The sequence below is a fragment of the Salmonella sp. 32020114201800008SM genome, assembly GCF_017572025.1.
In the GTDB taxonomy this organism is placed as follows: domain Bacteria; phylum Pseudomonadota; class Gammaproteobacteria; order Enterobacterales; family Enterobacteriaceae; genus Salmonella; species Salmonella enterica.
In genome coordinates, this window is the sequence record NZ_JAGEQM010000009.1 from 17,894 (window position 1) to 44,489 (window position 26,596).

Sequence of the window (26,596 nt, forward strand, 5' to 3'; positions counted from 1 at the left end):
CGCTAACGCTTATCGGGCCTGGCGTGCTTCTCTCCCGTAGTCCGGATAAGGCGCAAAGCGCCGCTATCCGGCAATAATCGCTTGAGGACATCGGTTTTCGACGTTACTGTTTCCTCTGTTTGCGATCGGCAGGGGATTATCATGTATCACGACGTCAGCCACCTTCTCTCCCGTCTCATCAACGGCCCGCTGCCGCTGCGCCAGATTTATTTTGCCAGCGCCAGCGGCCCAGCGCCGGAACTGGCGTACCAGGTGGATTTTCCGCGGCTGGAGATTGTGCTGGAGGGCGAGCTTACTGACATGAGCATTACCGCCCCGCTCATTCCTTGCGATGTTCTCTACGTTCCGGCTGGCGGCTGGAACATCCCGCAATGGCAAACGCCCGTCACCACCCTGAGCATTCTGTTTGGCAAACAGCAGTTAGGTTTCAGCGTGGTCCACTGGGACAGTCAGCAGCATCAAAACCTCACGAAACAGCACGTTGCGCGCCGCGGCCCGCGTATCGGCTCGTTCCTGTTACAAACGCTTAATGAGATGCAGATGCAGCCGCAAGAGCAGCAAACGGCCAGATTGATTGTCGCCAGCCTACTAAGCCATTGCCGCGATCTGCTCGGCAGCCAAATCCAGACTGCCTCCCGCAGCCGCGCGCTTTTTGAAGCCATTCGGGAGTATATTGATGAACGCTACGCCGCGCCGTTGACGCGCGAATCGGTAGCACAAGCGTTTTATATCTCGCCAAATTACCTCTCGCACCTGTTCCAGAAAACGGGGGCCATCGGCTTTAACGAATACCTGAACCATACGCGACTGGAACACGCCAAAACGTTGCTGAAGGGTTATGACCTGAAAGTGAAAGAGGTGGCGCACCGCTGCGGCTTTGTCGACAGTAACTATTTCTGCCGCCTGTTTCGCAAAAATACGGAACGCTCGCCGTCGGAGTATCGCCGCCAGTATCACAGCCAGCTAACGGAAAAGCAGATTACTCCAGGATAAGGTGGGTATGTTGCGGCGCGGAAAGGAGTTTACGCACAGCGCTCATTACCCGCTGTGGCTCCCGCAAAAAAGCGCTGATCCCCGACTGGACATAGCGACTCCGGGTAAATCGCTCCACGCCCGCCAGCTCGATATCGGTAATGAGCAACACGACATCGGCACGGCGGATATCCTCTTCCGTTAAGCGGTTCTCTGTACCGAGTGCCCCCTGGGTTTCAATCTTGATGCTCCACTTCTCCTGCTGGCAAAGTTTTTCCAGCCGTTCAGCAGCCATATAGGTATGCGCTACACCGCTCACGCAGGCGGTCACTGCCACCAGATGCCGTACAGGTACTGCCATATTAACCTCCTGTGGTGACCTGAAATCCTGCTTGCTCCGCCATCTCCCGAAACAGAGCGATCTCTTGCACCGACGGCGCGGGAATATCTTTCATCATCCATGATTTTCCAAGCAGCCGGTATTTCGGCTCGCCGTACTGATGAAACGGTAGCAGGTGAACCTGCTTTATTCCTAATGATCTCAACAATGTTAACGCGCACTGCAGATTCTCTGCGTTAAGCGTAAAGCCAGGAATCAACGGCAAACGAGGGATCACCGTGATTCCCTCGCTAACCAGTAACCGTAAATTCTCCAGTACGCGCGGCAGATTCATGTTGATCACCTCGCGCGCCCGCTCCGCATCCATAATTTTCAGATCAAACAATACCTCATCACACGCCCTTGCCAACGGCAGTAGACGGCTGGCCGACGTATCGCCAGCCGTTTCAATAGCACAAGGAACGCCCCAACGCCGCAATCGCTGTAAGAAGCGCGTGGCGAACGGCGCCTGCATCAGCACTTCGCCGCCAGAAAGCGTCACCCCGCCGCCGGAAGTACGAAAGAAGATGTCGTCTTTCAGCACTTCGCGTTCCAGTTCATCCAGCGTAATATCACGCCCAATACGCTCAAACGCGCCGGAAGGACATTCGTCGGCATCCCGCAGACACGGCGTGCAACGCAGGCATTTATTTTCCCGGCGCACCGTTTCAATGCGCGGCGAGATAGATTCCGGATTAGCGCACCACGGACAGGTATGCGGACAGCCCTTAAAAAAGACCACCGTACGAATCCCCTGCCCGTCATTCAGCGAATAGCGCTGGATATTGAAGATACGCGCGGTCTCCTCATCGCGCGCCCCCACAACCTCACAACTGATGCGCGGTGCGGCGAATAATGTCATCCTGAATCTCCTTCGACAGCTCGACAAAGAAGGCGCTGTAGCCCGCCACGCGCACCACCAGCCCAGCGAAATCCTGAGGCCGTAGCTGCGCTTCGCGCAATGTGTCGGCATTCACCACATTAAACTGGATGTGCTGCAGTTTGAGCTGGGTAAACGCGCGCAGGAAATCCGCCAGCTTGCGCAGTCCCGCCTCTCCTTCCAGAGTCGCAGGAGTAAACTTCACGTTCAGCAACGTACCGTTCGACAGCAGCGTGTTATCCAACTTACTTACTGATTTTAGTACCGCCGTCGGCCCTTGCATATCCTGTCCGAGCATCGGCGACAGGCCGCCATCCGCCAGCTGTTCTCCGGCAAAACGCCCGTCCGGTGTCGCGCCGACCACCGCTCCCAGCGGCACATGCGCGGAAACCGTGTATGAACCCGGCGTAAACTGGCCGCCGCGCGGATTCTGGTATTTTTCCACCTCTTTGCAGTAATACCGCAGCAGTTCGGCGCTGATGTTATCGACATTATCAATGTCGTTGCCATATTTTTCGAAGCGGTTGATAAGCCTGGCGCGGATCTTTTCCCCTTCTGGCGTGGCGAAGTTGTTTTTCAGGATCGACAGCAGCGCATCAAAACTCAGGCGCTGCTGATCGAATACCAGCCCATTGAGCGCATGAAGGGAATCACTCAGGTTGGCGATACCGATGCCCTGTACGCCCGAAAAGTTATAGCGCGCGCCGCCGTCGGTGATGTCTCGCCCTTTCTCCAGGCAGTCGCTGATAAACGAAGAGAGCAGCGGCACCGGCGCCCAGTCACGATGGCCGATATCGCAAATATTGCTGCCTTCTACCATTAGTGTAATGTAGTGACTGATTTTGGCGCGAATATGCGCCAGCAACGCCTCATAAGTAAGAGTGTCGTTGCCCTCATTTTCATACAAGCTGATTTCCATCACTTTCAGCAGATTAAACATGGCGATGTCATGCAGCCCGTAGGTTCTGCCCGGAATCGACAGCTCAACACATCCCACCACCGCATAATCGCGCGCATCCTCCAACGACACGCCACGGTTAAGGAACGCGGGAACCACCACTTCGTCATTGAAAATCTGTGGAATGCCGGTACCGAGGCGAATGGTCTCGGCGGTCTTGAGCAGGAACGGCGTATCAATCAGCGCGTTAGTGCGCACGCCGAGATTCGGCTGCGGCAACTGCACGCTCTGGTAGGCATCCAGGCAGAGAAAAGAGAGCACGTTTACCGCGCTGCGTCCGCTTTCCGTCAATCCGCCCAGCAGCGCGGTGTAACCCGTCGGGAAACCGGCAAAATAGCGCGCGCTACTGGTGGAACGCAGCAGCACGATATCGTTGCATTTCACCCACAGCGACTCGAGCAACTCTTTCAGGAACGCCGGATCGTCGCCCTGAGTGAGCGAAGTCTGATAAAACGGCAGCATGTACTGGTCGAAGCGCCCGAGCGACAGCGAACTGGCGTTGGACTCGTACTGCAAAATAATGTTCATGTACCAGAACAGCTGACATGCTTGCCAGAACGTCTGTGGTTTGTGCTGCGCGTTATGCCGCGAATTGGCGGCAATGGTGAGCAGTTCCTGACGACGACGAGCGTCCGGGCAGCGCTCCGCCTGCTGTTCCGCCAGCACGGCATAACGCAGGATGTGGCGTTGCGATGCCTCAAGTAACAACAGAGCGGCCTGATAAAAGTCGTTTTCCGGCTGTTGCTCGCAGCGCGCGCGCATCTGCGCCGCCAGTTCACCCAGCCCGTTATTGAGCAAGCGTGGATAATCAATAATGATATGCCCCTGCCCTTTATCCGTCTGGTTAATGCTAAAAATCTGGGTGCTGACGGCGGCTTTCACCTCATCGGTCATCTGCCCGTTAATAAAATCTTTCATCGACCGTTTTTCCCAGTACGGGAATAGAACCTCACGATAGAGGCGCTTATCCTCTTCGCTGATATCAAAACGGTCCTGCGGACGCGTCGGGAACCGATCCAGCTCGTTAAGCAGCCAATACGGGTCCATTTCCGGCGACATAATACCCGCGCGCGGCTTAACGGTTCGGTTTCCGGCAATCAGCTCCTCGTCACGAATCGAAATTTCAACATGTTCAAGGATATACGCCGTCGCTTTGGCGCGGCGCAAAATGACCGGTTCGCCCTCCGTCTGCTGATGGCTGGCGGTATAAAGCAGCGCGCGCTCCAGAGAAATTTCACGGTGATTCTGAAACAGAGCGGCTTTGAGGCGTTGAATACGATGGGTCATGAGGAGCTCCTGTGGACACGAGCGCCGGATGGCGGCATAAATCTCTTATCGGGCCTGTGAGCAGGCCCGATAAACTTGCGCCATCGGGCATTTTAACGTTACGCGGTTTGCGAAAGATGGGCGTCAATCTTGTTCATAATGGCGTCGGCGCGTTTTACCGCGTCGCTGATATTGACGCGAACGATAGTTTTACCCGCAAACCGCTCTTCGAACTTGATGCCGATATCTTTAGTCAAAATCACCATATCGGCGCTCGCCACATCCTCTGCCGTCAGTTCATTTTCCAGCCCAATCGAGCCCTGAGTCTCCACTTTCACATCCCAACCTTTCGCTTTGGCTGCGCTTTCCAGCGCTTCAGCCGCCATATAGGTATGCGCAACACCAGAAGGACACGCGGTTACTGCAATAATTTTAGTCATGGCTTATTCCTCGCTTAATTCATCTCAAAATCTAAATCCAGGTCGTCTTCTTTTTCGTCAACTTGCGACACATTCTTACGCGTCAGGCTTTTCAGCACGTTAACGCAGACTGCCGTTACCACCGCGCCCACGGCGACTGCCGCGACATAACCCAGCTTGCCTTCCACGACTGGCAGAACAATTAAACCGCCCCAACCGGCATAACACTGCGCGCCAAACAGCGCGGCCATTACCGCACCGCAAGCGGAGCCCACCATAATGGATGGGATCACGCGCAGCGGATCGGCAGCGGCGAAAGGAATCGCCCCTTCCGTTACGCCCACGCAGCCCATGACCAGCGCGGCTTTACCGGCTTCGCGCTCTTCAACAGAAAAATTCTTGCGGCCAATCAGCGTCGCCAGCCCCAGTCCCAGCGGCGGTACGCAGATGCTCACCGCGGCGATAGCCACCACGGTATATACGCCCTGCGCCACGCAAATCAGCATGAACGCATAAGCGACTTTGTTAACCGGGCCGCCCATATCAAAAGCCAGCATCAGCCCCATGATCACCGCCAGCAGCACGATGCTGCCCTGCTGCATCCCTTGCAGCCATTGGGTCAGGCTGCTTGTCAGCGCACCGATCGGTTCGCCCAGCCCCCACATCATGATGCCCGCGGTGATAAAAGTGCCAACGATGGGAATCACAAAAATAGGCATCACAGAACGCAGCACCTTATGCACCGGGATTTTCTTCAAGTAATGCACCACGATCCCGCCGATAAGTCCGGCGATAAGTGCCCCGAAAAAACCCGCGCCGAAGCTGTTACCCACCCAGGCACCAATCGCGCAAGGAGCCAGCGCGGAGCGTTCGGCAATGGAGTAACCTATGTATGCGGCGAGGAAAGGCACCATCAGCGTCAGCCCGGCGACACCGATATCAAACAGTTTTTTAAGATTCGGATCGGTGGCGGCATCGGGTACGGCGCCCTTGCCATATAGCATGACGGAGACTGCCAGCAAAATTCCGCCAGCCACCACAAAGGGGATCATATGCGAAACACCGGTCATCAGGTGCTGGCGGGTATTTTTCAGGATCTGTACCAACTCTTTCATAAGTCGCTCCCGGGCTGGATAAAGCCCATGTCCATAAAGTTACTGCGGAAAACAATAGGCAATCCATTGCCGCGCAGACAGTGGATAAAAAGGCCATTTACTGGATTTTTGTAATATCAGTATAAAAATGCGATCCGCTTCATAACTTCTGAAAAAGGTAAAACCCGCGCTACCACGCTAAGTTGTGAGACAACTCGCACTTTTTGCGCTACATTACATTTATCCAGCTTTTGACAGATTTGTCACATGGCGTATTCCGGCTACCTCCTTTTATGCTGTAGCGAGAGAATCGTTATGGGAGAGAGGCAATGCCCCTGATTGTGGAATTTACCTGTGAACTGCCGAATGGCGTACATGCGCGCCCGGCAAGCCACGTAGAAACGCTGTGTAATACCTTCACGTCGCAAATTGAGTGGCACAACCTGCGCACCGATCGCAAAGGCAGCGCCAAAAGCGCGCTGGCGCTGATTGGCACCGACACGCTGGCTGGCGACCACTGTCAGCTGGTGATTTCCGGTGCCGATGAACAGGTTGCCTGTCAGCGTCTGAGTCAATGGCTGCGCGATGAATTCCCACTCTGCGACGCGCCGCTGGCGGAGATTAAAAACAGCGAACTGGAGCCGCTTCCGGCGTCGTTGACCCAGCTGAATCCGCAGATTTACCGCGCCCGTAGCGTGTGTAGCGGCAGCGCGGGCGGCGTACTGACGCCACTCTCTTCCCTGGATCTCAATGCGCTCGGCGAACTCCCGACCGCCAACGACACAGAGACGGAACAAGCCGCGCTGGACAATGGCTTAGCGATGTTGATAAAGCATATTGAGTTTCGTCAGCTCGACAGTGACGGTGCCGCCAGCGCGATTCTGGAAGCCCATCGTTCACTGGCAGGCGACGCTTCACTGCGTCAGCATTTACTGGACGGCGTTCTGCGCGGTTTAAGCTGCGCGCAGGCAATCGTGGAAAGCGCGAACCATTTCTGCAATGAGTTCGCTCGCGCCAGCAGCAGCTATTTACAGGAACGCGCGCTGGATGTTCGTGACGTTTGCTTCCAGTTACTGCAACACATTTACGGTGAGCAGCGCTTTCCGGCGCCGGGCCAGTTGACCCGGCCATCTATCTGTATGGCGGAAGAGTTGACGCCAAGCCAGTTCCTCGAACTGGATAAAACCTTTCTCAAAGGTCTGCTGTTAAAAAGCGGCGGCACCACTTCGCACACGGTGATTCTCGCCCGCTCATTCAACATTCCCACCCTGGTTGGCGTGGAGATTGAGGCCTTAACACCGTGGCGTCAGCAGACGGTTTATATTGACGGCAACGCAGGCGCGATTGTCGTTGCGCCTGACGAGCCTGTCACTCGTTACTATCAGCAGGAAGCCCGCGTGCAAGACGCCCTGCGCGAACAGCAGCGCATCTGGCTGACCCAGGAAGCGCGCACCGCTGACGGCATCCGCATGGAGGTCGCCGCCAACATCGCGCACTCCGTCGAGGCGCAAGCGGCCTTTAGTAACGGCGCGGAAGCGGTTGGCCTGTTCCGCACAGAAATGCTGTATATGGACCGCGCCTGCGCGCCGGACGAAAACGAGCTGTACAATATTTTTTGCCAGGCGCTGGAGTCCGCAAAGGGACGCAGCATTATTGTGCGCACAATGGATATAGGCGGCGATAAGCCCGTTGATTATCTGAATATTCCTGCCGAAGCCAACCCATTCCTCGGCTATCGCGCCGTCCGTATTTATGAAGAGTACGCTTCTCTGTTTACCACCCAGCTACGCTCGATCCTCCGCGCGTCCGCCCACGGCAACCTGAAAATCATGATCCCGATGATCTCCTCTATGGAAGAGATTCTGTGGGTCAAAGAGAAGCTGGCGGAAGCCAAACAGCAGCTGCGTAATGAACATATCCCGTTCGATGAGAAGATCCCACTCGGCATTATGCTGGAAGTGCCGTCGGTGATGTTCATCATCGATCAATGCTGTGAAGAGATTGATTTCTTTAGTATTGGTAGTAACGATCTAACACAATACCTGCTGGCGGTAGACCGTGATAACGCCAAAGTCACTCGTCACTACAACAGCCTGAATCCCGCCTTCCTGCGCGCGTTGGATTTCGCGGTGCAGGCGGTACATCGTCAGGGCAAATGGATTGGTCTGTGCGGCGAACTGGGGGCCAAAGGTTCGGTTCTGCCATTGCTGGTAGGTCTGGGGCTGGACGAGATCAGCATGGGCGCGCCGTCGATTCCCGCCGCCAAAGCGCGGATGGCACAACTCGACAGCCGAGCCTGCCGCCAGTTGTTGAATCAGGCGATGGCCTGCCGCACCTCGCTGGAGGTGGAGCATCTGCTGGCGCAGTTCCGCATGTCGCAGCAGGATGCCCCGCTGGTTACCGCCCAATGCATAACGCTTGATAGCGACTGGCGCAGCAAAGAGGAGGTGATTAAAGGCATGACCGACAATCTGCTGCTGGCGGGCCGCTGCCGCTACCCGCGCAAACTGGAAGCCGATCTATGGGCGCGCGAGGCGGTATTCTCCACCGGACTGGGCTTTAGCTTTGCCATTCCGCACAGCAAATCGGAACATATCGAACAGTCCACCATCAGCGTGGCGCGCCTGAACGCGCCGGTACGCTGGGGAGATGACGAGGCGCAGTTCATCATTATGCTGACGCTTAACAAACACGCCGCGGGCGACCAGCATATGCGTATTTTCTCGCGCCTGGCCCGCCGCATCATGCACGAAGAATTCCGCAACACGCTAGTTAACGCCGCTTCCGCCGACGCTATCGCCAGCCTGCTGCAACATGAACTTGAACTGTAAAGGAAAGACTATGGAACTCTATCTGGATACCGCTAACGTGGCGGAAGTTGAACGTCTGGCGCGCATTTTCCCGATTGCCGGCGTCACCACCAATCCAAGCATTGTGGCAGCCAGCAAAGAATCTATCTGGGATGTGCTGCCCAGGCTGCAAAACGCCATCGGCGAAGAAGGCACTTTATTTGCGCAGACCATGAGCCGCGACGCGAAAGGGATGGTGGAAGAAGCCAAACGACTGAATAACGCCATCCCCGGCATTGTGGTTAAAATTCCGGTGACCGCCGAAGGTCTTGCAGCGATTAAATTGCTGAAAAAAGAAGGCATCGTGACGCTGGGCACCGCCGTCTACAGCGCATCGCAGGGCCTGCTGGCGGCGCTGGCGGGCGCAAAATATGTCGCTCCCTACGTCAACCGCGTTGATGCGCAGGGCGGCGATGGCATTCGTATGGTTCAGGAACTGCAAACGCTACTGGAGCATCACGCGCCCGACAGCATGGTACTGGCGGCCAGCTTTAAAACGCCGCGGCAGGCGCTGGATTGCTTACTGGCAGGTTGCCAGGCGATTACCCTTCCTTTAGATGTAGCGCAACAAATGCTCAATACGCCTGCGGTAGAGTCAGCAATAGAGAAGTTTGAGCAAGACTGGAAAAACGCTTTTGGTAATCTGAACCTGTAGGAGAGAAATGTATGGATCGCATTATTCAGTCACCAGGTAAGTATATTCAGGGTGCAAACGTCATCGCGCGTCTTGGCGATTATTTAAAACCAATGGCGAACAACTGGCTGGTTGTGGGCGATAAATTCGTGCTGGGATTTGCCGAAGAGACGCTGCGCAAAAGCCTGACGGATGCCGGTTTGTCAGTAGAAATCGCCCCGTTTGGCGGCGAATGTTCGCAAAATGAGATCGACAGGCTGCGCGCCGTCGCCGAAAAAAGTCAGTGTGGCGCCGTACTGGGTATCGGCGGCGGTAAAACGCTGGATACCGCCAAAGCGCTGGCGCACTTTATGAACGTCCCGGTCGCTATCGCGCCGACCATCGCCTCTACCGACGCACCGTGCAGCGCACTCTCGGTTATTTATACCGATGCCGGTGAGTTTGACCGTTATCTGCTGCTGCCGCATAACCCGAATATGGTTATTGTCGATACGCAGATAGTGGCGGGCGCGCCGGCGCGTCTGCTGGCAGCCGGTATCGGCGATGCACTGGCGACCTGGTTTGAAGCGCGCGCCTGCTCACGCAGCGGCGCCACCACAATGGCGGGCGGCAAGTGTACACAGGCCGCGCTGGCGCTGGCGGAGCTATGCTATAACACGCTGATCGAAGAAGGCGAAAAAGCCATGTTGGCCGCCGAACAGCACGTCGTCACGCCAGCGCTGGAACGCGTCATCGAAGCCAACACCTACCTGAGCGGGGTCGGTTTTGAAAGCGGCGGTCTGGCCGCAGCGCACGCGATTCATAACGGTTTAACGGCGATTCCGGATGCGCACCACTATTATCACGGTGAGAAGGTCGCTTTCGGTACGCTGACGCAACTGGTGCTGGAAAACGCGCCGGTCGAAGAAATCGAAACCGTTGCGGCGCTGTGCCATTCCGTTGGCCTGCCGATTACGCTGGCGCAACTGGATATTAAACAGGATATCCCGGCCAAGATGCGCACCGTCGCGGAAGCCTCCTGCGCAGAAGGTGAAACTATTCATAACATGCCTGGCGGCGCAACGCCGGATGAAGTGTACGCCGCGCTGCTGGTCGCCGACCAGTACGGTCAACGCTTCTTGCAGGAATGGGAATAAGGTCTGAGCAATACTCCTGACGATAGTCAGGAGTATTTCAGCTTGCTGACACAACAGAATTCATTTGCCGAATGTCGACACAGGCACCTTATCTGGCCTTGTTATCCAATCATCCAGGCCAGGTAAGCGAAGCGCCATCATCAGGTATTCCATAGCCTGGAATCAGTCCATTTTGTCCTGAAATAGACTTTTTTATCACGCACCATTCTCTCCGCGGAAAGTCAAATGACGTACTGACACACTTCACGGACGAAGAAGATGAAATTCGCACAGGCGCTTATCGGTATTCTTGCTGCTTTTTTTATTAGCCATATCTCTCATCATTCGCCACGCTCTGATACCAGACCAATAACCGTTCAGGCGCAAACTAATGCTGCAATCGCCCAAAGTGCCGGGACGCAAATAGGTAAGACGCTATTTTATGATGCTGCCTATGTTCGTCTGGATTATCCGAATGGCGATCTTCCGCTGGAGCGTGGGGTATGTGCAGATGTCGTCATCCGCGCGCTACGCAGTCAGCAGGTTGATTTACAGAAACGGGTACATGAAGACATGCAGGCGCATTTCTCTGCCTACCCGAATAACTGGAAGCTGAAACGCCCGGACAGCAATATCGACCATCGCCGCGTTCCGAATCTGGAAACCTGGTTCCAGCGCCACAACAAAGCGTTGCCGGTGACAGATAAATATAGCGATTATCAACCGGGAGATATTGTCTCCTGGCGACTGGATAACGGCCTTGCGCATATTGGCGTGGTATCCCTGAACGTCACGCCTGAAGGGGTGCCGCTGGTTGTGCATAACATAGGCGCGGGAGCACAGGAGGAAGATGTATTATTTAACTGGAAAGTCACGGGGCATTTTCGTTATTTTTCGCATTAAACGCGGAAAACGTCAGCGACTACCGAATAGCAGCCGCTGACGAATTAACCCATCAGATTATTGCAGATCGAAACGGTCCAGGTTCATCACTTTCACCCATGCCGCGACGAAGTCCTTCACAAACTTCTCGTGCGCATCGCTACACGCGTAAACTTCCGCCAGCGCGCGCAGTACGGAGTTGGAACCAAACACCAGATCGGCGCGGGTCGCCGTGTATTTCACCTCGCCAGTCAGACGATCCCGGCCTTCGAACAGCTCATTAGATTCGTCGGTCGGTTTCCACTCGTAACGCATATCCAGCAGATTAGCGAAGAAGTCAGTGCTGAGCACGCCCGGTCTGTCAGTAAAGACACCGTTCTGGCTGCCGTCAAAGTTGGTTCCCAGCACACGCATCCCGCCAACCAGTACCGTCATTTCCGGCGCGGTCAACGTTAACTGCTGCGCTTTATCAATCAACAGCGATTCGGTCGTCGACACATCCAGACGCGCACGATAGTTACGGAATCCATCGGCAATCGGTTCAAGCAGCGAGAACATCTCGATGTCGGTCTGATCCTGACGCGCATCCACCCGGCCCGGCGCAAAAGGTACGCTGATGCTGACACCCGCAGCAGCGGCCGCCTGCTCGATACCGACCACGCCCGCCAGCACAATAATATCGGCCAGCGAAGCTTTATTCGTCGTTTTCTGGATCTCTTCTAATACCGGCAGAACGCGAGCCGCAACGGCGTTGACATCCCAGTCGCGCTGAGGCGCCAATGCCAGACGCGCGCCGTTAGCGCCGCCACGCTTATCGCCGCCGCGGAAAGTAGACGCGGATGCCCAGGCAACCGAAACCATCTCGCTAATAGAAAGCCCGGATGCAGCGATCGCCGCTTTCAGGTTGATAATGTCTTCCTGCGTTGGCTGATAGAGCGATTGCGGCAACGGGTCCTGCCAGATCAGATCTTCTTTCGGCACTTCCGGTCCGATGTAACGCGCTTTTGGTCCCATATCTCTGTGCGTCAGTTTGAACCAGGCACGAGCAAAGGCTTCATTAAAGGCCTGCGGATCGTTAAGGAAACGACGGGAAATCTTCTCGAACTCCGGATCAAAACGCAGCGTCAGGTCGGTGACCAGCATGGTTGGCTTACGTTTTTTCGACGGATCGAACGGGTCCGGGATGATGTCCGGCGCGTCTACCGCTTCAAACTGGATAGCGCCAGCCGGACTACGGGTTTGTACCCACTCATATTTGAACAGGTTCTCGAAGAAATAGTTGCTCCACTGGGTCGGCGTCTGCGTCCAGACCACTTCCAGCCCGGAGGTGATAGCATCCGCGCCAACGCCACTACCATAGCTGCTGGCCCAACCTAAGCCCTGCGCTTCAATCGGCGCGGCTTCCGGATCGGCCCCTACATGGGATGCCGCTGCCGCGCCGTGGGTTTTACCGAGGGTATGCCCGCCAGCGATCAACGCCACGGTCTCTTCGTCGTTCATCCCCATATTGCCAAAGGTAGCGCGAATAGCGGCGGCGGCAGAAAGTGGTTCGCCGCTGTGATCCGGCCCTTCCGGGTTAACGTAGATAAGGCCCATCTCGGTCGCGCCCAGCGGCGCTTTTGCCAGCGCTTCAGGGTGTCGGTGAGTCAACCAGGCTTTTTCATCGCCCCAGTTCACATCCAGATCCGGTTCCCAGACATCTTCACGCCCGGCGCCGAAACCGAAGGTACGGAAGCCGGAGTTTTCCAGCGCCACGTTACCCGCCAGAATAAACAGGTCAGCCCAGGAAATTTTCTGGCCATATTTCTGCTTAATCGGCCACAACAAACGACGCGCCTTATCCAGGCTGACGTTATCCGGCCAGGAGTTAAGCGGCGCAAAACGCTGTTGACCACGACCCGCGCCGCCACGACCATCAATAGAACGGTAGGTGCCAGCGCCATGCCAGGCCATACGAATAAACAAACCGACATAGCTGCCCCAGTCGGCGGGCCACCACGGTTGTGAATCGGTCAGCAGCGCCTTGAGATCCCCTTTCAGGGCGGAGTAGTCTAACTTGCTAAACTCTTTTCGGTAGTCAAAGTCTTCACCCAGCGGGTTAGAACGGTTGGAATGTTGATTCAAAAGATCCACACGAAGCTGGTTCGGCCACCAGTCGCGGCTGGCTGTCCCTGCGCCTGCGCTTCGGTCATGCCCCCCCTGATGGAAAGGACATTTTCCAGTGGATAACGTGTTATGGGTATCGTCGGTCGTGCTCATATCTCAGCTCCCTTTTAAAGTGTTACCGTTACGATATACACCAGGAGCGAATAGATATAGTTGAATTAATCCACAGATTCGATAGCTAATACCTTTTATATTTTTAGTTACAGAGATGTAGATCAATATGAGTTGTAATAAAGCTCCCGGCAGGGAGCTGGAGGTTATAAACCCGGTCTTACGCCCAGCGTGTGGCAAATGGCATAACTCATTTCCGCACGATTCAACGTGTAGAAGTGGAAATCCTTCACTCCTTCGCGACTTAAAATTTTCACCATGTCCATCGCAATGTTAGCGCCCACCAGCTTGCGGGTTTCTGCGTCATCATCCAGCCCCTCAAACATCAGTGACATCCAGGACGGAATGCGGACATTGGTCATATCGGCAAATTTTTTCGCTTGCTTGAAGTTCGATACCGGCAGGATCCCCGGAATGATTTCCACATCAATCCCCGCAGATACGCAGCGGTCACGAAAACGCAGGTAGCTTTCCACATCGAAGAAAAATTGGGTTATCGCGCGGTTAGCGCCAGCATCCACTTTACGCTTCAGATTAAGCAGATCGGCCTGCGCGCTTTTCGCTTCCGGATGTACCTCCGGATAGGCCGCTACTGAAATATCGAAATCGGCCACCTCTTTGAGCAAACCAACCAGATCGGCGGCGTACATCTCCGGCTTACCGCTGCCCGGCGGCAAATCGCCGCGCAAAGCGACAATGTGGCGGATACCGTTATTCCAGTAGTCGCGGGCGATGGTGCGCAGTTCATCGCGGGTGGCGTCAATACAGGTAAGGTGCGGCGCGGCCTCAAGCCCAGTACGCTCTTTAATGCCTTTAATAACGCTATGAGTGCGGTCGCGTTCCCCGGAGTTGGCGCCATACGTTACCGAAACAAACTTCGGTTTCAGACTGCTCAGGCGATCGATGGAGTTCCACAGGGTTTGCTCCATTTCACTGGTGCGCGGCGGGAAAAATTCAAACGAAACGTTAATCTGACCCTGTACTTCCGCCAGGCTCTGATTCAGGGCTTCCCGCTGGTTGGCGTGAAAAAAGCTCATACCTTACCTCATCAATCGCATGTTATTATTTGTTGTGTTGTAAACATCTATCCGTTTAGACGTCCAGATGTAAAAATGACGGAAAAGCAGAAGGACGTCAACTGAAAAATCACGCCAAAGAATGAGGAATATTCAGCAAAGATGAATTTTCTTCATGTCACGCCGCGGCACTGAACGCGCCGCGGCAGGGGAAATTACTTCTTCACATCCGCAACGCGCATTCCTTTGAGCTGCTCATCCGTGATGGTGTTGCCCGCCTTAAAGTAATCAACTATCGCATTCGACACATAGTAGCCGCCGGAGGTATTCCGCGCCTGGCCTTCCGTGAACGCCGCAAAACCATCGCCGCCGTCGGCAAGGAAGCTGTTGGTGGCGATGTGATAAACCGTAGCATCGTCAATCGGCTTGCCATTGAGCGTCAGCACGGTAACCCGCTGGCCGACAGGTTTGCTGCTGTCATACTTCATCTCCAGCCCTTTAGACACCTGCAATACGCCGTTGCTTAAGCCAGCGCCATGCTCCATCAGGCTGCGCAATTGCTTACCGGTTAAATCCATCGTGACCAGTTCATTAGGGAACGGGAAGGTACTGATTACCGCCCCCATCGTCACCGCGCCAGCCGGGATTTCGTTGCGGATACCGCCAGAGTTAGTAAGCGCTAACTGGGTGTCTTTCCCCGCCGTAAAAAGCAGCGCATCCGCCGCCAGATTCCCCAGCGACGACGATTCGCCATACGCGCGGGTCAGCTCAACCGGCGACTGGGCCACCGTTTGCTGCACGACTTTATCGAGCTTTTTGTTCCAGCCGTCGATCACCTGTTTCGTTTGCGGATCGGGCTTCCACTCATCAGCAAAAATGGTCTTCAGCTCGAAGTTCTTCACCGTAAAGTGGTGTGGTTTCTCTTTGTAATCCAGCACCAGTTTACCCACATCAATGCCGCCGCTGTCCGTTGAAAGAATCAGCGTATTACCGACTTTAATCGGTTCTGGCGTACCGACATGCGCGTGGCCGGTAATCAAAATATCCAGCCCTTTTACCTGACTTGCGGTCTGAATATCTTTATCCAGCGCGCGTCGCACATCGGTATTCCCCATGCTGGACTGGCGGGCCGGGGTGCCTTCGTGGATCAGCGCGACGGTCAGATCGACTTTACCTTTAAGTTCATCAATGTAACGTTGCAGCCACTTAATTTCATCGCGTGCCTCAATGCCCACGCGCGTCGCGGCGGATACCGTATCATTAAAAGCAAAGACACCGTGTAAGCCGATTACGCCAATCTTGACGCCATCTTTTTCAACAATGGTGTACGGCTTATCCCAGAAGGATTTACTGCTGTCCTCATAAAAAATATTGCCCTGTACGATAGGGAATTTCGCCCGGCTCAGTTGCAACAATGTATTGTCCCAGCCATGATCGAACTCATGATTACCGATAGTGGCAGCGTCATACTGCATGGTATTCAAAATATCGATAATCGCTTTACCCTTCGTCAGGCTGCTGATATACGGTCCGGTAAAGTAATCTCCGGCATCAAAAAACCACGTCGCCTTATTTTTGGCTTTTTCCTGCTTCACCAGCGTGGTGATATTGGCCCAACCGCCAATATCGCGTTTACCGTCAGCAATCCACGGTACTTTATAAGGCTCCACATGGGCGTGTAGATCGTTGGTGTAAATAATGGTGACATCTTTGGCGCAGGCCCAGAACGGCAGCGTGAACAAAATACCGGCAGCAAGCAGTTTTACTTTCATAAATAAGTCCCTTTCAGTCATATAAAGATTCGCTACGTTACGTTCTGAAAGGTTTTTTTATGTGAGAGTCCTCACACCCGCGTACCGTTTTATGAAGGCAGAATCAACGACCTGCCAAAATCGTTGGTAAAATGTATGCCGCCTCTGTTCACCATTAATGCCTGCAAAAGCGCTGGTTGTCGCAATCTTGGGCTGCCTGACTCGCCGGATTATGTGTGGCCGGACTATCGCCTGGGTTATCCGGCATTGCATTGTCGAGCCTGCGGCAGTTATCCGCCGCTCTTCAACGAGGGGGAATTTCGCCGCTGGGCGTCTGCTTATATCGCGCAATATGCCAAAGAGCATGGTCACTTTTGCCCCGACTGCTATCAAAAAACATGGATTCGTTATGGACGTAATCCCGGCGGAACGCAGCGACTTCAGTGCCAGTACTGTAAGAAAGTCTGGACGCCAAAACAGCACGCGCTGAATGTCGCCGAAACGCCGGAACAGATTTGCAGTATTCCGCTGCTCGTACCGTTTCAGGGAGCGAATGCCTTCCAGCAATTGTACTTTTTATTCAGTTTTGATGCTGTTCGCGGCAATATTCTTCACCTTTCCAGCAATTTCACGTTACTGTCTGCCGGAAAAAGTTTGCATTACCACTGGAAAGGAATTGCGCCGCCCGAGGGCGAGAAGGGCGATATTATTCACCGTATCGCCATTAAAGAACGGCAATTTTTACAGCGCAGTCAGTTCGATGAGATTCAGTATGGCCCGGCGGCGCTTAAACGTAACGCGCAAGGAACAATACTTCGCCCGGTCATTACGGCGCATGGTCATTTTCGGGTGCTGAAAAACCGTTTTCCTGATGTCACGACACACATCATTGCCCATGAGTGTTTTTTGCGCGGCGCGGTCATTACGGCATGGGCGGAGCGGTTTCGCCAGCGTCTCTCCTCGCTGTGGTTCGTTGAGGAAGAGATAAACGATGACGATTGCCGCGCAGAGTGGCAACTGTTAGGCAAAACATGGCAGGGATGGTGGCAAAATCAGTGGCAGCTCTGGGGGCAAGGTCACAACCGCAAAATGGTCTGTTCGTTAACCGGTTCCCACTTAGAACAAGGTGTCGCCGTTAATCTGGCGGCTAGTCGCCGCTTTGTTACCTGGCTATGGCAACAACCTGAATTCCAGCAAAGCGCCCACTATTCCGCCAAACGCGTCACGCAAATTCTGTATTTGCTGACGGAAAAATATAACTCACAATGGAATCACATTTAACCCAATGATGTAATGCCACGCATAAAAAATCACAGATTATCATTCAGAAGGCGCTATAGATTTAATCACCTCACATCCTACTTTTATACGCTGAAAAAGAATAGAACTATTTGATAAAATGGCCCTTCGTTTTAAGTTAAAATTGGCTATAAACGTTATTCACATAATCAATATTTATTATCAATTTAAATAGTTCTATACATTCTTATTTTCTATGGAAAACAAGGGATAAATATGGAAATTACTTTACCGTCAATGTCAGATAAAAAATGGACCTGCGCCGATCTCCTGAGTAGCTATCGATTCTGGGGGATCACTTTTTTCTTTTTGGTGCTCTCTTTTATCAGTTCGCTGGGATCGTCGTATGGTGTTTATTTTTGGAGTAAATCACTGTCTATTCCAGCCGATCGTATTGGTGTTATTCTCGTTTGCGGCCAACTGGGATACCTCCTGGGTATGGTTGCCAGCTGGTTTGTCTGCCGTATAAAAAATTGTTACCCCTTCTACTTTGTTGCGCTCCTGTTAATCATTGGCGTGGTCTGTTCCTTCTGCATAAATGGCCCGTCTGACGTAGTCAGGCTTATCATAGCGCAGTTTTTAATTAATCTGGGTATGGGGATCATAACGCTGTTAGTCCCCATGCTGCTTTTCAGCGCTATCGGCAGTGCTCAGACATTTGTTATTTTATTTAGCCTCTGCTTACTGTTCAAATTTATCATCGCTGGCTATCTGTCTATATTTATATACTCAATTCCTTATATAGGAATAATCGTAATTACTTTAGCGGTTATCGCGCTTTTGCTACTATTACCGCTCAAAAAAGAACTTTTCTATATTGCACCGCCCAAAAGGTTCTCATCAACCCAGCGACCTGAGTGCGCAGAACCCCTTGTCGTCGCATTATTGGCCTTTTTCATTCCATTTTATATTATTTATTGGTTCTTCAGAATTCACCGGGAAATGCAATTTGTGGCGCCTTCGCCCCGACTCATGACCGCATGTGGCGCGGGATGGCTGTCAGCCATTATGCCGTTTGGCACAGCCATATTGTGTCTGACGCTTAGCGACGAAATCCGCGATCTGCTGGCGAATAAAAACGAAGATGGCGGAATACGAACCGGCTGGACACTATTCTGGGCGTTACTGCTACCACCCGTCGGCGCGGCGATTATCCAGGCAAAAATGAACCGTTTTATTACCGCTAATACCGCGGATACTGCTGACAGAGGATAAACATGGAAGGTTTTGAGCTATTTCCAAAAATTAAAGGCGCGATCAAATGGATGGCCGAGCACAGTGACTCGGTAATTCATTTTGGCTGGAATGTTGTTGCCGCCATCATTCTACTTTTCATCGGTAAGTTAATAGCTCGCTTACTATCGAGGGGGCTGGAAAAATTACTTCTCAGGCGGCAAGTGGATGCCACTATTGTCCACTTTTTCTCCGCGCTGGTTCGCTACATCACGATAGCTTTCACGGCAGTAGCCGCTCTTGGCCGTATCGGTATAGAAACCTCCTCAATTATTGCCGTTATCGGCGCGGCGGGTTTAGCCATTGGTCTGGCGTTGCAAGGGTCACTTTCCAACTTTGCCGCAGGCGTACTGCTTGTCTCCCTGCGTCCTTTCCGCGCCGGGGAAATTGTACAAATTGGCCTGGTTATCGGCACAGTAGAAAAGGTCCATATTTTCTCCACTACTCTGCTCACTGCGGATAGCAAAGAAGTTGTCATCCCGAATGGTAAAATTATTGCTGATAATATTATCAACTATTCACGACACCCCTATCGACGTATTGATCTGATTATTGGCGTGGATTACCAAAGCCGTATTGCTGACGTAAAAAGCGTGATACATCGTATTATTGAGCAAGATCAGCGCATTGATAAAACCCGCGATATTACGGTCCGCCTGGGCGAACTTGCGCCCTCTAGCCTGAATTTCTATGTTCGCGTATGGGTGCCCAACGCTCAGTACTGGAGTACTTACTACGATCTTCTGGAAAATATCAAGGAAGCAATGGATGAAAATGGCATCAATATTCCTTACCCCCGGATGGATGTCCGGGTTGAGAATGTAAAAAGCATCACGCCATAATGTTTCGTCAGCAATCGGATGGCGCTTCGTATATCAGTATCTACAGAATGACTGCATAACGTATTGATGAGGGAGCGAAGCGCAACCCGGCGCTTCGCTCACGAACTTGCCTTTATTACAGCAACTGCGCCAGGCGGTTGATATCCGACTGAATCGCCCCGGCGGTCACATCGCGACCCGCGCCCGGCCCACGGATCACCAGCGGGTTATCGCGATACCAGCGGCTTTCAATAGCAAAGACATTATCGCACGGCAGCAGCGCCGCCAGCGGATGTTCCGGACGCACCGCTTCAACGCCGACGCGCGCTTTGCCATTGGCGTCGAAACGCGCCACGTAACGCAACACCAGCCCCAGTTCGCGGGCTGCCTCCAGACGCTGCACCATCTGTTCATTCAGCGCGTCGCCGTTTTCGAAAAAGTGATCGATAGACCCTTCTTCACAATGCGCCGGCACCAACGATTCTACACGCACCTGATCCGGCTCGATGTCGTATCCCGCCTCGCGCGCCAGAATCACCAGCTTACGCATGACATCTTTTCCGGAAAGATCGACGCGCGGATCGGGTTCGGTCAGCCCCTGCTGCCAGGCCTGATCCACCAGATCGGTAAACGGCACCGTACCGTCAAATTGCAGGAACAGCCAGGATAGCGTCCCGGAGAAGATCCCGCTGATCGAGAGAATCGTATCGCCGCTGTCAATCAGATCCCGCACCGTGTGGTTGATCGGCAATCCCGCGCCCACGGTGGCGTTATACAGCCAGTAACGCCCGGTTTTTTCAAACGCGTCATGAATCTGGCGATACTTATCGCTGGCGCTTGCGCCCGCCAGTTTATTGGCGCTAATCACATGAAAACCGTGGCTGGCGAAATCCAGATACTGATCGGCCAGTTGCTCGCTTGCTGTCACATCCAGCACCACTAAATCATCATACGGATGCGCACGCATCCACAGGAATAGCGACTCTTCGTCCTGCTCAACGGCTTCATCATCAAAGAATGCCAGCGCGCGGCTGGCGTCCAGCCCCTCATAATTCAGCAGGCTACGGCGGCTATCCACCACGCCCGCCAGCACAAATTCAAAACCAGTACGCGCGGAAAGCGTGCTTTGTTCACGGGCAAACAGTTCCAGCCAACGGGAGCCGATGTTCCCCTTACCGAACAGCATCAGGCCAATGCGTTTTTCGGCGCGGAAAACAGACTGGTGCAGCCCCTGAATCAGGCTCTCAGTCGGGCCGGTACGCAGCACCGCCACCAGACTGATGCCCTCCTCCGACTGCCAGGTAAACTCCACTGGCTGACCTTTCAACTGCTGCCAGAAGCGATGGCAGTGTAGCGGATTGCGAGTAACGCCCGCACCGACCATCGCCACCAGCGCCAGCCCCTGCCGCAGGCGCAATTCGCCCGGCAGCCCGACATCGTCGAGGAGTTTCAGTACGCTATCCGCTACCTCGGCGGTATAGCAGAACTGCAATAGCTGGCGATCGCGATGCACGCCCACTGCCAGCGGACGCGCCTGCGCCCGTTTTAAAATTTGGTCGAGCTCTTTATGCGCCAGCCTGAAATCCTGGCTGGCTGGCACCTGAAACTCAATCAGACAGATATCATCGTGACTGGTCACGATACGCGCGCCCGTCCCGGAAGCCAGCACTCGTTCAATTCGGGTTGACCCTTGATCCGGCGTGTAGCTACAGCGCAACTGCAAATCGATATCGCTGCCGGACACTGGCTGTAGCGTACGGGCGTGCAGAACAGGCGCCGCCAGACGCGCCAGCTCGCTGGCTTCGTCCAGACGCAGCAACGGCAGCAGGCAGGCATCTTTCACTTTGCGCGGGTCGGCACTATAAACGCCCGCGACATCGCTCCAGATGGTCACGCGGGAAACGCCCGCCAGCGCGCCGATTTGCGTGGCGGAATAGTCGGAACCGTTCCGGCCTAACAGGACCGTTTCGCCGTCGTGATTGCGGCTGATAAAGCCGGTCACGACCAGACGTTTGCCAGGATGCTGCGCCAGTAGCTGTTGCAATAAAGGATAAGATAGCCCTTCATCAACCTGCGGCTGTGCGGCGCGTTCGGCGCGTAAAAATGCGCGCGCGTCCAGCCAGGCGGCATCCAGACCCTGCTGATTCAGGACGGCGGACATCAATCTCGCCGACCAAATTTCGCCGTGTCCGACGATCTCAGCATAGACGGCATCCGTTACGCCGCCGTCGAGCAAGGCGGCAAGACGTTCCAGATCGCTGATAAAAGCGCTGGTTAAGTCATCTGCCGCGTCGGCGGGAAGCAGCCCGCTAATCAGATCGCACTGGTAGCGGCGTAACGTCTGTAATACCTGATGCGCAGAAAGGCGATCGGTCTGGCTTAACTTGAGCCAGCTAATCAACTGGTTGGTGGTACTGCCTGCGGCGGACACTACCATCATATCGTCAGGCTGCGAATACTCCGCCATAATGCCTGCGACACGCAGGTAACACTTCACATCCGCCAGACTACTGCCGCCAAATTTATGCAGTTGACGACCTTTCGCCCCTGCCTGCGCAATCACACTCATGTTTACCCCTTGTTTGCAGCCCGGAAGCCATTTTCCAGGTCGGCAATTAAATCTTCGCCATCTTCAATACCGGTGGAGATACGCAGTAGCGTTTCGGAGATCCCGGCGGCGGCACGCGCCTGCGGCGACATACCGGCATGCGTCATGGTGGCGGCGTGAGAGATCAAACTTTCCACTCCCCCTAAAGATTCCGCCAGCGTAAACAGCGACAGCCCGCCCAGAAAACGACGCAGCGTCTCCTCATCCCCATCCAGTTCAAAACTCAACATTGCGCCAAAGCCTTTTTGCTGGCGCGCGGCAATTTCATGCCCCTGATTTTCCGGCAGCGACGGGTGATACAGTTTTTTCACCAACGGCTGGGTTTGCAGATATTTCACAATCGCCTGCGCGTTGCGCTGCGCCAGCTCCATACGCGGCACCAGAGTTCGCAAACCGCGCAGCAGCAGATAGCTATCAAACGCCCCGCCGGTCACGCCAATATTATTCGCCCACCACGCCAGTTCAGTGACCACTTCCGGATCTTTCGCAATCACCACGCCGGCCACGACATCCGAATGACCGTTGAGATATTTCGTGCATGAATGCAACACCAGATCGGCACCCAACGCCAGCGGATTTTGCAGCGCCGGGCTTAAAAACGTGTTATCAACGACGCTCACTGCGCCCGCCTCGCGCGCCAGCCGACAGATTTTCGCAATATCCACCACGCGTAACAATGGATTACTTGGACTTTCTACCAGTACCAGCTTCGGTTTTTCTTCCAGCGCCGCCTGTAAGGCGCGTTCATCGCCCTTATCGACAAACCGCACACGATAACAGCCGCGTGTCGCCAGACTGTCAAACAGACGATAACTGCCGCCGTAGCAATCATGCGGCGCGACCAGCAGATCGCCCGGCTTGAGGAAAACGGTGGTGACCAGATGAATCGCCGACATGCCGGTATTCGTCAATACCGCGCCCGCGCCGCCTTCCAGTTCCGCTAATGCGCGCTGAACAACATCACGCGTGGGATTACCGCGGCGGGAATAATCATGCGCGCGCGGCTCATTGAAACCGGTAAAGTTATAGGTACTGGAGAGATGGATTGGCGGCACAACGCAGCCGTATTGTTCGTCATCGTTTAATCCGCTACGCACTGCGATAGTGGCCTGTTTACGCGTCATATGAAGATATTCCTGGCTGAGTCGGTGAAAGTCAGGCCACAGATTAACCACTACCACAATAGACGTCAATACATCTGGACATCTAAACTTCTTTGCGTATAGATTGAGCAAACCGCAAATAGCCGTTAAAATTATATGCATTAGCGCACATCTGCGACCGCTAACTTCGTGTCAGGGCCGCGCCACTACGGTAAACTACGCGCGATTATGGTCCGGGCTCAGGTTCAGACCTCAATATTAATGACGAAGAGGATTAAGTATCTCATGGCTGAATGGAGCGGCGAATATATCAGCCCATACGCTGAGCACGGTAAGAAGAGTGAGCAAGTCAAAAAAATTACGGTTTCCATTCCTCTGAAGGTGTTAAAAATCCTCACCGATGAACGTACGCGTCGTCAGGTGAACAACCTGCGCCACGCCACCAACAGCGAGCTGTTGTGTGAAGCATTTCTGCACGCCTTTACCGGGCAACCCTTGCCGGATGATGCCGATCTGCGAAAAGAGCGCAGCGATGAAATCCCGGAAGCGGCAAAAGAGATCATGCGTGAGATGGGGATTGACCCGGAAACGTGGGAATACTGATAGCAAAGCATGCGGTCAGAACGCCTCTGGCCGCGCTTTTTTAACGATTCCCCTGTACACGGCTATCTCCGACATTTTTCTAACCGTTCATCTTCCCGAATAGCCCTCGGTGGATAAATTTGTCAGACATGATAAGTTTCTCTTCGTTATTTTCCTGAAAAAAATTCCCGACATGTCATAACCGATATAATTTTATTATATTTAAACTTCCAATCTTTATTTAAATTTTCACGTAGCAAAGCGTACATGAATAATAATACACCGCCATATATTTACTGAACAAATAGTATAACGATGAGTATTGTTAAAAAGACCATGGACACCTCATATTTGTGACCAACATCATTATTCCCCTCCGCGGATTGTTTTACTTTTTTAAATGTTTTTTCATCTCCGATAAATAAGAAGGTTAATATACATTCATTTTATCGATAATATCGAATGGGGAAATAAATATGTTATTTACAAGGAAAGTCTTACCTGTATTATGCTGCCTGTGTTTGAGCGGCAGCGTTTTGGCCTCAGGCGTTTTAGACCCAAACAGGCCAATGGTCGCATCAGCAGATGTCATTCCAGTCCATGAGGGGCCATTAGGTATGGTCGATGTCGCTCCCTACGGCGGCGTTTTCCCATTAACAGCAATCATTAATAAAGCCAATCATAATGTACAGGACGTGAAGGTTACCGTTTTAGGGAAAGGGGAAAAAGGTATCCCGATCAGTTATGATGTCGGCCCGCAGGCTATAAATACCCATGACGGCATACCTGTATTTGGCTTGTATCCAGATTATGTCAATAAGGTTAAAGTTGACTGGACTGAAGAAGGTAAAAAACAAACTTATACGTGGTCCATTTACGCCGCACCGGTATCATTACCCTCTACTACCGGGCAAACTGCCGTTCTTCCTACGGTAGAACCGGTTAAAGTCGATAGCTCGCTTAAAAATCGCTTATATCTTTTTAACCATATAACGGGGATGCCAAGAGCCGGCCACATTATGCATGTCGCAGGCGGCGCGGCGAACTGGGATTATACCGGTATCAACTGGATTAGCGATACGAATGGCGATGTTCGTGGCTATATGAATATTGATAAATTCCGTAACCAGGATGATATAACGCGTTTTGGTTCCATGATGAGCTTCCATCAGGTTAACGATGGCAATCTTATTTTTGGCCAGGGTCAACGTTACTTTAAATATGATTTCTTAGGCCGCGTTATTTCCGATAAACGACTGCCAAAAGGATTTATTGATTTTTCGCACGCCATTACCGAAACGCCGAAAGGCACCTACCTGCTGCGTGTCGCAAAAGAAAATTATCCATTAAATGGTAAATACACCATCAATACTGTGCGTGATCATATTCTTGAAGTTGACCAGAACGGCGATACCGTCGATTACTGGGATCTGCCAAAAATCCTCGACCCCTATCGTGACGACGTTATTCTGGCGATGGATCAGGGAGCGGTATGTTTGAGCGTCGATGCCGAACATTCCGGTCAGGTCATGACCAAAGAGCAGCTTGCAAAACAACCCTTCGGCGATATCGCGGGCTCCGGCCCGGGCCGCAACTGGGCGCATGTTAACTCCGTCAGCTACGATCCTCGCGACGACAGCATTATCATTAGCTCGCGCCACCAGTCTGCCATCATCAAAATTGGCCGCGATAAAAAAGTGAAATGGATACTTTCCGATCCATCCGGCTGGAAAGGCGAACTGGCGAAAAAAGTGCTGAAACCCGTAGACAGCAACGGTAAACCGCTAACCTGCGAAGCTCACCACTGCGACGGTGGATTTGACTGGACATGGACACAACATACCGGTTGGTTAGTGCCATCCAAAAGCACCGGAGGTAAAACCGTCGTGACCGCCTTTGATAACGGCGATGCGCGCGGCATGGAACAACCGGCCATGCCGTCAATGAAATATTCCCGCGGCGTGGAATATCAGATTGACGAAAAAAATATGACGGTTTCCCAAATGTGGGAATATGGTAAAGAGCGCGGTTTTGACTGGTACAGCGCCATTACTTCCGTCACGGAATATCGCCCGGAAACCAAAACGATGTTCATGTACTCGGCCACAGCGGGAATGAGCGGTACAAAACCGATCGTTTCCGTTCTGGATGAAGTCAAAGACGGTACTCAGGATGTGATGCTGGAGCTAAAAGTACACAGTAACCGTGCCGGTATGCTGGGTTATCGGGCGCTGATTATCGATCCAGAGCAGATGTTTAAAAAATAAAGCGAGATAGTAAAAGTAAAACAGGCGGAAGCTAACTTCCGCCTGAATGGTTAAAACGTATTGTAGTTATGACATTCGCCTTATTGCCCTCGAAGAGGAATGCAAAAATATCAATGAATTACCAATCCGGCACCGACCCGATAAGCGCAGCGTCATTAGACAAACGCCACAACATACCGCGCCTTTGCTGG

Annotated in this window: 20 protein-coding genes; 10 read left to right on the top strand and 10 right to left on the bottom strand. The window is 53.3% G+C overall.

Annotated features, from left to right (window positions below):
* Nucleotides 1-141 precede the first annotated feature (141 nt).
* Nucleotides 142-993 carry an AraC family transcriptional regulator gene (locus tag J4613_RS20080; protein WP_000274599.1) on the top strand — a complete coding sequence of 284 codons (852 nt, stop codon included), beginning with the start codon at nucleotides 142-144 and terminating at the stop codon, nucleotides 991-993.
* On the opposite strand, the gene J4613_RS20085 is transcribed toward J4613_RS20080, so the two are convergent.
* The 5 genes from J4613_RS20085 to J4613_RS20105 all read right to left on the bottom strand — a co-directional run bounded on the left by J4613_RS20085 (nucleotide 980) and on the right by J4613_RS20105 (nucleotide 5,989).
* Nucleotides 980-1,333, bottom strand: a complete 354-nt coding sequence (locus J4613_RS20085) for a PTS fructose-like transporter subunit IIB (protein ID WP_000290522.1) — start codon at nucleotides 1,331-1,333, stop codon at nucleotides 980-982. The two genes, J4613_RS20080 and J4613_RS20085, sit on opposite strands and share 14 nt — an antisense overlap.
* A gap of 1 nt (nucleotide 1,334) precedes the next feature.
* Entirely contained in the window at nucleotides 1,335-2,213 is an 879-nt protein-coding gene (locus J4613_RS20090; RefSeq protein ID WP_000171724.1) for a [formate-C-acetyltransferase]-activating enzyme, read from the bottom strand.
* On the bottom strand, nucleotides 2,179-4,476 hold the full coding sequence (locus J4613_RS20095) for a formate C-acetyltransferase (RefSeq protein WP_000149714.1): 2,298 nt from the start codon (nucleotides 4,474-4,476) through the stop codon (nucleotides 2,179-2,181). Before J4613_RS20095 ends, J4613_RS20090 begins: the two co-directional genes overlap by 35 nt.
* A 98-nt stretch (nucleotides 4,477-4,574) precedes the next feature.
* Nucleotides 4,575-4,895, bottom strand: coding sequence for a PTS fructose-like transporter subunit IIB (locus J4613_RS20100; protein ID WP_000161258.1), 321 nt, complete (start codon nucleotides 4,893-4,895; stop codon nucleotides 4,575-4,577).
* Nucleotides 4,896-4,909: 14 nt separating this feature from the next.
* On the bottom strand, nucleotides 4,910-5,989 hold the full coding sequence (locus tag J4613_RS20105; protein WP_000661597.1) for a PTS fructose transporter subunit EIIC: 1,080 nt from the start codon (nucleotides 5,987-5,989) through the stop codon (nucleotides 4,910-4,912).
* 308 nt (nucleotides 5,990-6,297) lie between these two features.
* Here J4613_RS20105 and ptsP point away from each other — a divergent pair, with 308 nt between their 5' ends.
* The 4 genes from ptsP to J4613_RS20125 all read left to right on the top strand — a co-directional run bounded on the left by ptsP (nucleotide 6,298) and on the right by J4613_RS20125 (nucleotide 11,469).
* Entirely contained in the window at nucleotides 6,298-8,799 is a 2,502-nt protein-coding gene (gene ptsP / locus J4613_RS20110) for a phosphoenolpyruvate--protein phosphotransferase (protein ID WP_001128491.1), read from the top strand.
* A 10-nt stretch (nucleotides 8,800-8,809) separates the two neighbouring features.
* On the top strand, nucleotides 8,810-9,472 hold the full coding sequence (gene fsa / locus J4613_RS20115; RefSeq protein WP_000424866.1) for a fructose-6-phosphate aldolase: 663 nt from the start codon (nucleotides 8,810-8,812) through the stop codon (nucleotides 9,470-9,472).
* 11 nt (nucleotides 9,473-9,483) lie between these two features.
* Complete coding sequence (locus tag J4613_RS20120) at nucleotides 9,484-10,587, top strand: glycerol dehydrogenase (protein WP_000374031.1); 1,104 nt, start codon at nucleotides 9,484-9,486, stop codon at nucleotides 10,585-10,587.
* 258 nt (nucleotides 10,588-10,845) lie between these two features.
* Complete coding sequence (locus J4613_RS20125; protein ID WP_000666688.1) at nucleotides 10,846-11,469, top strand: DUF1287 domain-containing protein; 624 nt, start codon at nucleotides 10,846-10,848, stop codon at nucleotides 11,467-11,469.
* 57 nt (nucleotides 11,470-11,526) lie between these two features.
* Here J4613_RS20125 and katG read toward each other — a convergent pair whose 3' ends face one another.
* From katG to J4613_RS20140, 3 genes are all read right to left on the bottom strand, one after another.
* Nucleotides 11,527-13,707: a catalase/peroxidase HPI gene (katG, locus tag J4613_RS20130; protein WP_021294463.1), complete on the bottom strand. Its 2,181-nt coding sequence runs from the start codon at nucleotides 13,705-13,707 to the stop codon at nucleotides 11,527-11,529.
* A gap of 164 nt (nucleotides 13,708-13,871) precedes the next feature.
* Nucleotides 13,872-14,762: a methylenetetrahydrofolate reductase gene (metF, locus tag J4613_RS20135; protein WP_000007507.1), complete on the bottom strand. Its 891-nt coding sequence runs from the start codon at nucleotides 14,760-14,762 to the stop codon at nucleotides 13,872-13,874.
* A gap of 194 nt (nucleotides 14,763-14,956) precedes the next feature.
* Nucleotides 14,957-16,513 (bottom strand): bifunctional UDP-sugar hydrolase/5'-nucleotidase, encoded by a 1,557-nt coding sequence (locus J4613_RS20140; protein WP_000865252.1) that lies wholly within the window; start codon nucleotides 16,511-16,513, stop codon nucleotides 14,957-14,959.
* Nucleotides 16,514-16,648: 135 nt separating this feature from the next.
* Between J4613_RS20140 and J4613_RS20145 the strand changes: the two genes are divergently transcribed.
* From J4613_RS20145 to mscS, 3 genes are all read left to right on the top strand, one after another.
* Nucleotides 16,649-17,773 carry a hypothetical protein gene (locus J4613_RS20145; protein ID WP_001134811.1) on the top strand — a complete coding sequence of 375 codons (1,125 nt, stop codon included), beginning with the start codon at nucleotides 16,649-16,651 and terminating at the stop codon, nucleotides 17,771-17,773.
* 234 nt (nucleotides 17,774-18,007) lie between these two features.
* Nucleotides 18,008-19,006 (top strand): hypothetical protein, encoded by a 999-nt coding sequence (locus J4613_RS20150; RefSeq protein WP_023237256.1) that lies wholly within the window; start codon nucleotides 18,008-18,010, stop codon nucleotides 19,004-19,006.
* A 2-nt stretch (nucleotides 19,007-19,008) separates the two neighbouring features.
* Complete coding sequence (mscS, locus tag J4613_RS20155) at nucleotides 19,009-19,866, top strand: small-conductance mechanosensitive channel MscS (protein ID WP_000398245.1); 858 nt, start codon at nucleotides 19,009-19,011, stop codon at nucleotides 19,864-19,866.
* A gap of 115 nt (nucleotides 19,867-19,981) precedes the next feature.
* Here the strand turns inward: mscS and metL are convergent, their stop codons facing one another.
* Together metL and metB are read right to left on the bottom strand one after the other, a co-directional pair.
* Nucleotides 19,982-22,414 carry a bifunctional aspartate kinase/homoserine dehydrogenase II gene (gene metL, locus J4613_RS20160; protein WP_000110811.1) on the bottom strand — a complete coding sequence of 811 codons (2,433 nt, stop codon included), beginning with the start codon at nucleotides 22,412-22,414 and terminating at the stop codon, nucleotides 19,982-19,984.
* A gap of 2 nt (nucleotides 22,415-22,416) precedes the next feature.
* Nucleotides 22,417-23,577 carry a cystathionine gamma-synthase gene (metB, locus tag J4613_RS20165; RefSeq protein WP_111742523.1) on the bottom strand — a complete coding sequence of 387 codons (1,161 nt, stop codon included), beginning with the start codon at nucleotides 23,575-23,577 and terminating at the stop codon, nucleotides 22,417-22,419.
* A gap of 264 nt (nucleotides 23,578-23,841) precedes the next feature.
* On the opposite strand from metB, the gene metJ reads away from it, so the two are divergent.
* Together metJ and J4613_RS20175 are read left to right on the top strand one after the other, a co-directional pair.
* A complete protein-coding gene (gene metJ, locus J4613_RS20170; protein WP_000852811.1) occupies nucleotides 23,842-24,159 on the top strand; it encodes a met regulon transcriptional regulator MetJ in 318 nt (105 codons plus the stop codon).
* A gap of 455 nt (nucleotides 24,160-24,614) precedes the next feature.
* Nucleotides 24,615-26,405 carry an aryl-sulfate sulfotransferase gene (locus J4613_RS20175; protein WP_000899639.1) on the top strand — a complete coding sequence of 597 codons (1,791 nt, stop codon included), beginning with the start codon at nucleotides 24,615-24,617 and terminating at the stop codon, nucleotides 26,403-26,405.
* The last annotated feature ends 191 nt before the right edge of the window (nucleotides 26,406-26,596 follow it).

What these genes read in the sequence shown, in the direction of transcription:
- J4613_RS20085 (WP_000290522.1), bottom strand. Translation starts at nt 1,333, where the DNA reads ATGGCAGTACCTGTACGGCATCTGGTGGCAGTGACCGCCTGCGTGAGC.
- J4613_RS20120 (WP_000374031.1), top strand. Translation starts at nt 9,484, where the DNA reads ATGGATCGCATTATTCAGTCACCAGGTAAGTATATTCAGGGTGCAAAC.
- mscS (WP_000398245.1), top strand. Translation starts at nt 19,009, where the DNA reads ATGGAAGGTTTTGAGCTATTTCCAAAAATTAAAGGCGCGATCAAATGG.
- metB (WP_111742523.1), bottom strand. Translation starts at nt 23,577, where the DNA reads ATGACGCGTAAACAGGCCACTATCGCAGTGCGTAGCGGATTAAACGAT.
- J4613_RS20175 (WP_000899639.1), top strand. Translation starts at nt 24,615, where the DNA reads ATGTTATTTACAAGGAAAGTCTTACCTGTATTATGCTGCCTGTGTTTG.
- J4613_RS20100 (WP_000161258.1), bottom strand. Translation starts at nt 4,895, where the DNA reads ATGACTAAAATTATTGCAGTAACCGCGTGTCCTTCTGGTGTTGCGCAT.
- J4613_RS20140 (WP_000865252.1), bottom strand. Translation starts at nt 16,513, where the DNA reads ATGAAAGTAAAACTGCTTGCTGCCGGTATTTTGTTCACGCTGCCGTTC.
- fsa (WP_000424866.1), top strand. Translation starts at nt 8,810, where the DNA reads ATGGAACTCTATCTGGATACCGCTAACGTGGCGGAAGTTGAACGTCTG.
- J4613_RS20080 (WP_000274599.1), top strand. Translation starts at nt 142, where the DNA reads ATGTATCACGACGTCAGCCACCTTCTCTCCCGTCTCATCAACGGCCCG.
- J4613_RS20105 (WP_000661597.1), bottom strand. Translation starts at nt 5,989, where the DNA reads ATGAAAGAGTTGGTACAGATCCTGAAAAATACCCGCCAGCACCTGATG.
- J4613_RS20090 (WP_000171724.1), bottom strand. Translation starts at nt 2,213, where the DNA reads ATGACATTATTCGCCGCACCGCGCATCAGTTGTGAGGTTGTGGGGGCG.
- katG (WP_021294463.1), bottom strand. Translation starts at nt 13,707, where the DNA reads ATGAGCACGACCGACGATACCCATAACACGTTATCCACTGGAAAATGT.
- J4613_RS20125 (WP_000666688.1), top strand. Translation starts at nt 10,846, where the DNA reads ATGAAATTCGCACAGGCGCTTATCGGTATTCTTGCTGCTTTTTTTATT.
- metL (WP_000110811.1), bottom strand. Translation starts at nt 22,414, where the DNA reads ATGAGTGTGATTGCGCAGGCAGGGGCGAAAGGTCGTCAACTGCATAAA.
- ptsP (WP_001128491.1), top strand. Translation starts at nt 6,298, where the DNA reads ATGCCCCTGATTGTGGAATTTACCTGTGAACTGCCGAATGGCGTACAT.
- J4613_RS20145 (WP_001134811.1), top strand. Translation starts at nt 16,649, where the DNA reads ATGCCGCCTCTGTTCACCATTAATGCCTGCAAAAGCGCTGGTTGTCGC.
- J4613_RS20150 (WP_023237256.1), top strand. Translation starts at nt 18,008, where the DNA reads ATGGAAATTACTTTACCGTCAATGTCAGATAAAAAATGGACCTGCGCC.
- metJ (WP_000852811.1), top strand. Translation starts at nt 23,842, where the DNA reads ATGGCTGAATGGAGCGGCGAATATATCAGCCCATACGCTGAGCACGGT.
- metF (WP_000007507.1), bottom strand. Translation starts at nt 14,762, where the DNA reads ATGAGCTTTTTTCACGCCAACCAGCGGGAAGCCCTGAATCAGAGCCTG.
- J4613_RS20095 (WP_000149714.1), bottom strand. Translation starts at nt 4,476, where the DNA reads ATGACCCATCGTATTCAACGCCTCAAAGCCGCTCTGTTTCAGAATCAC.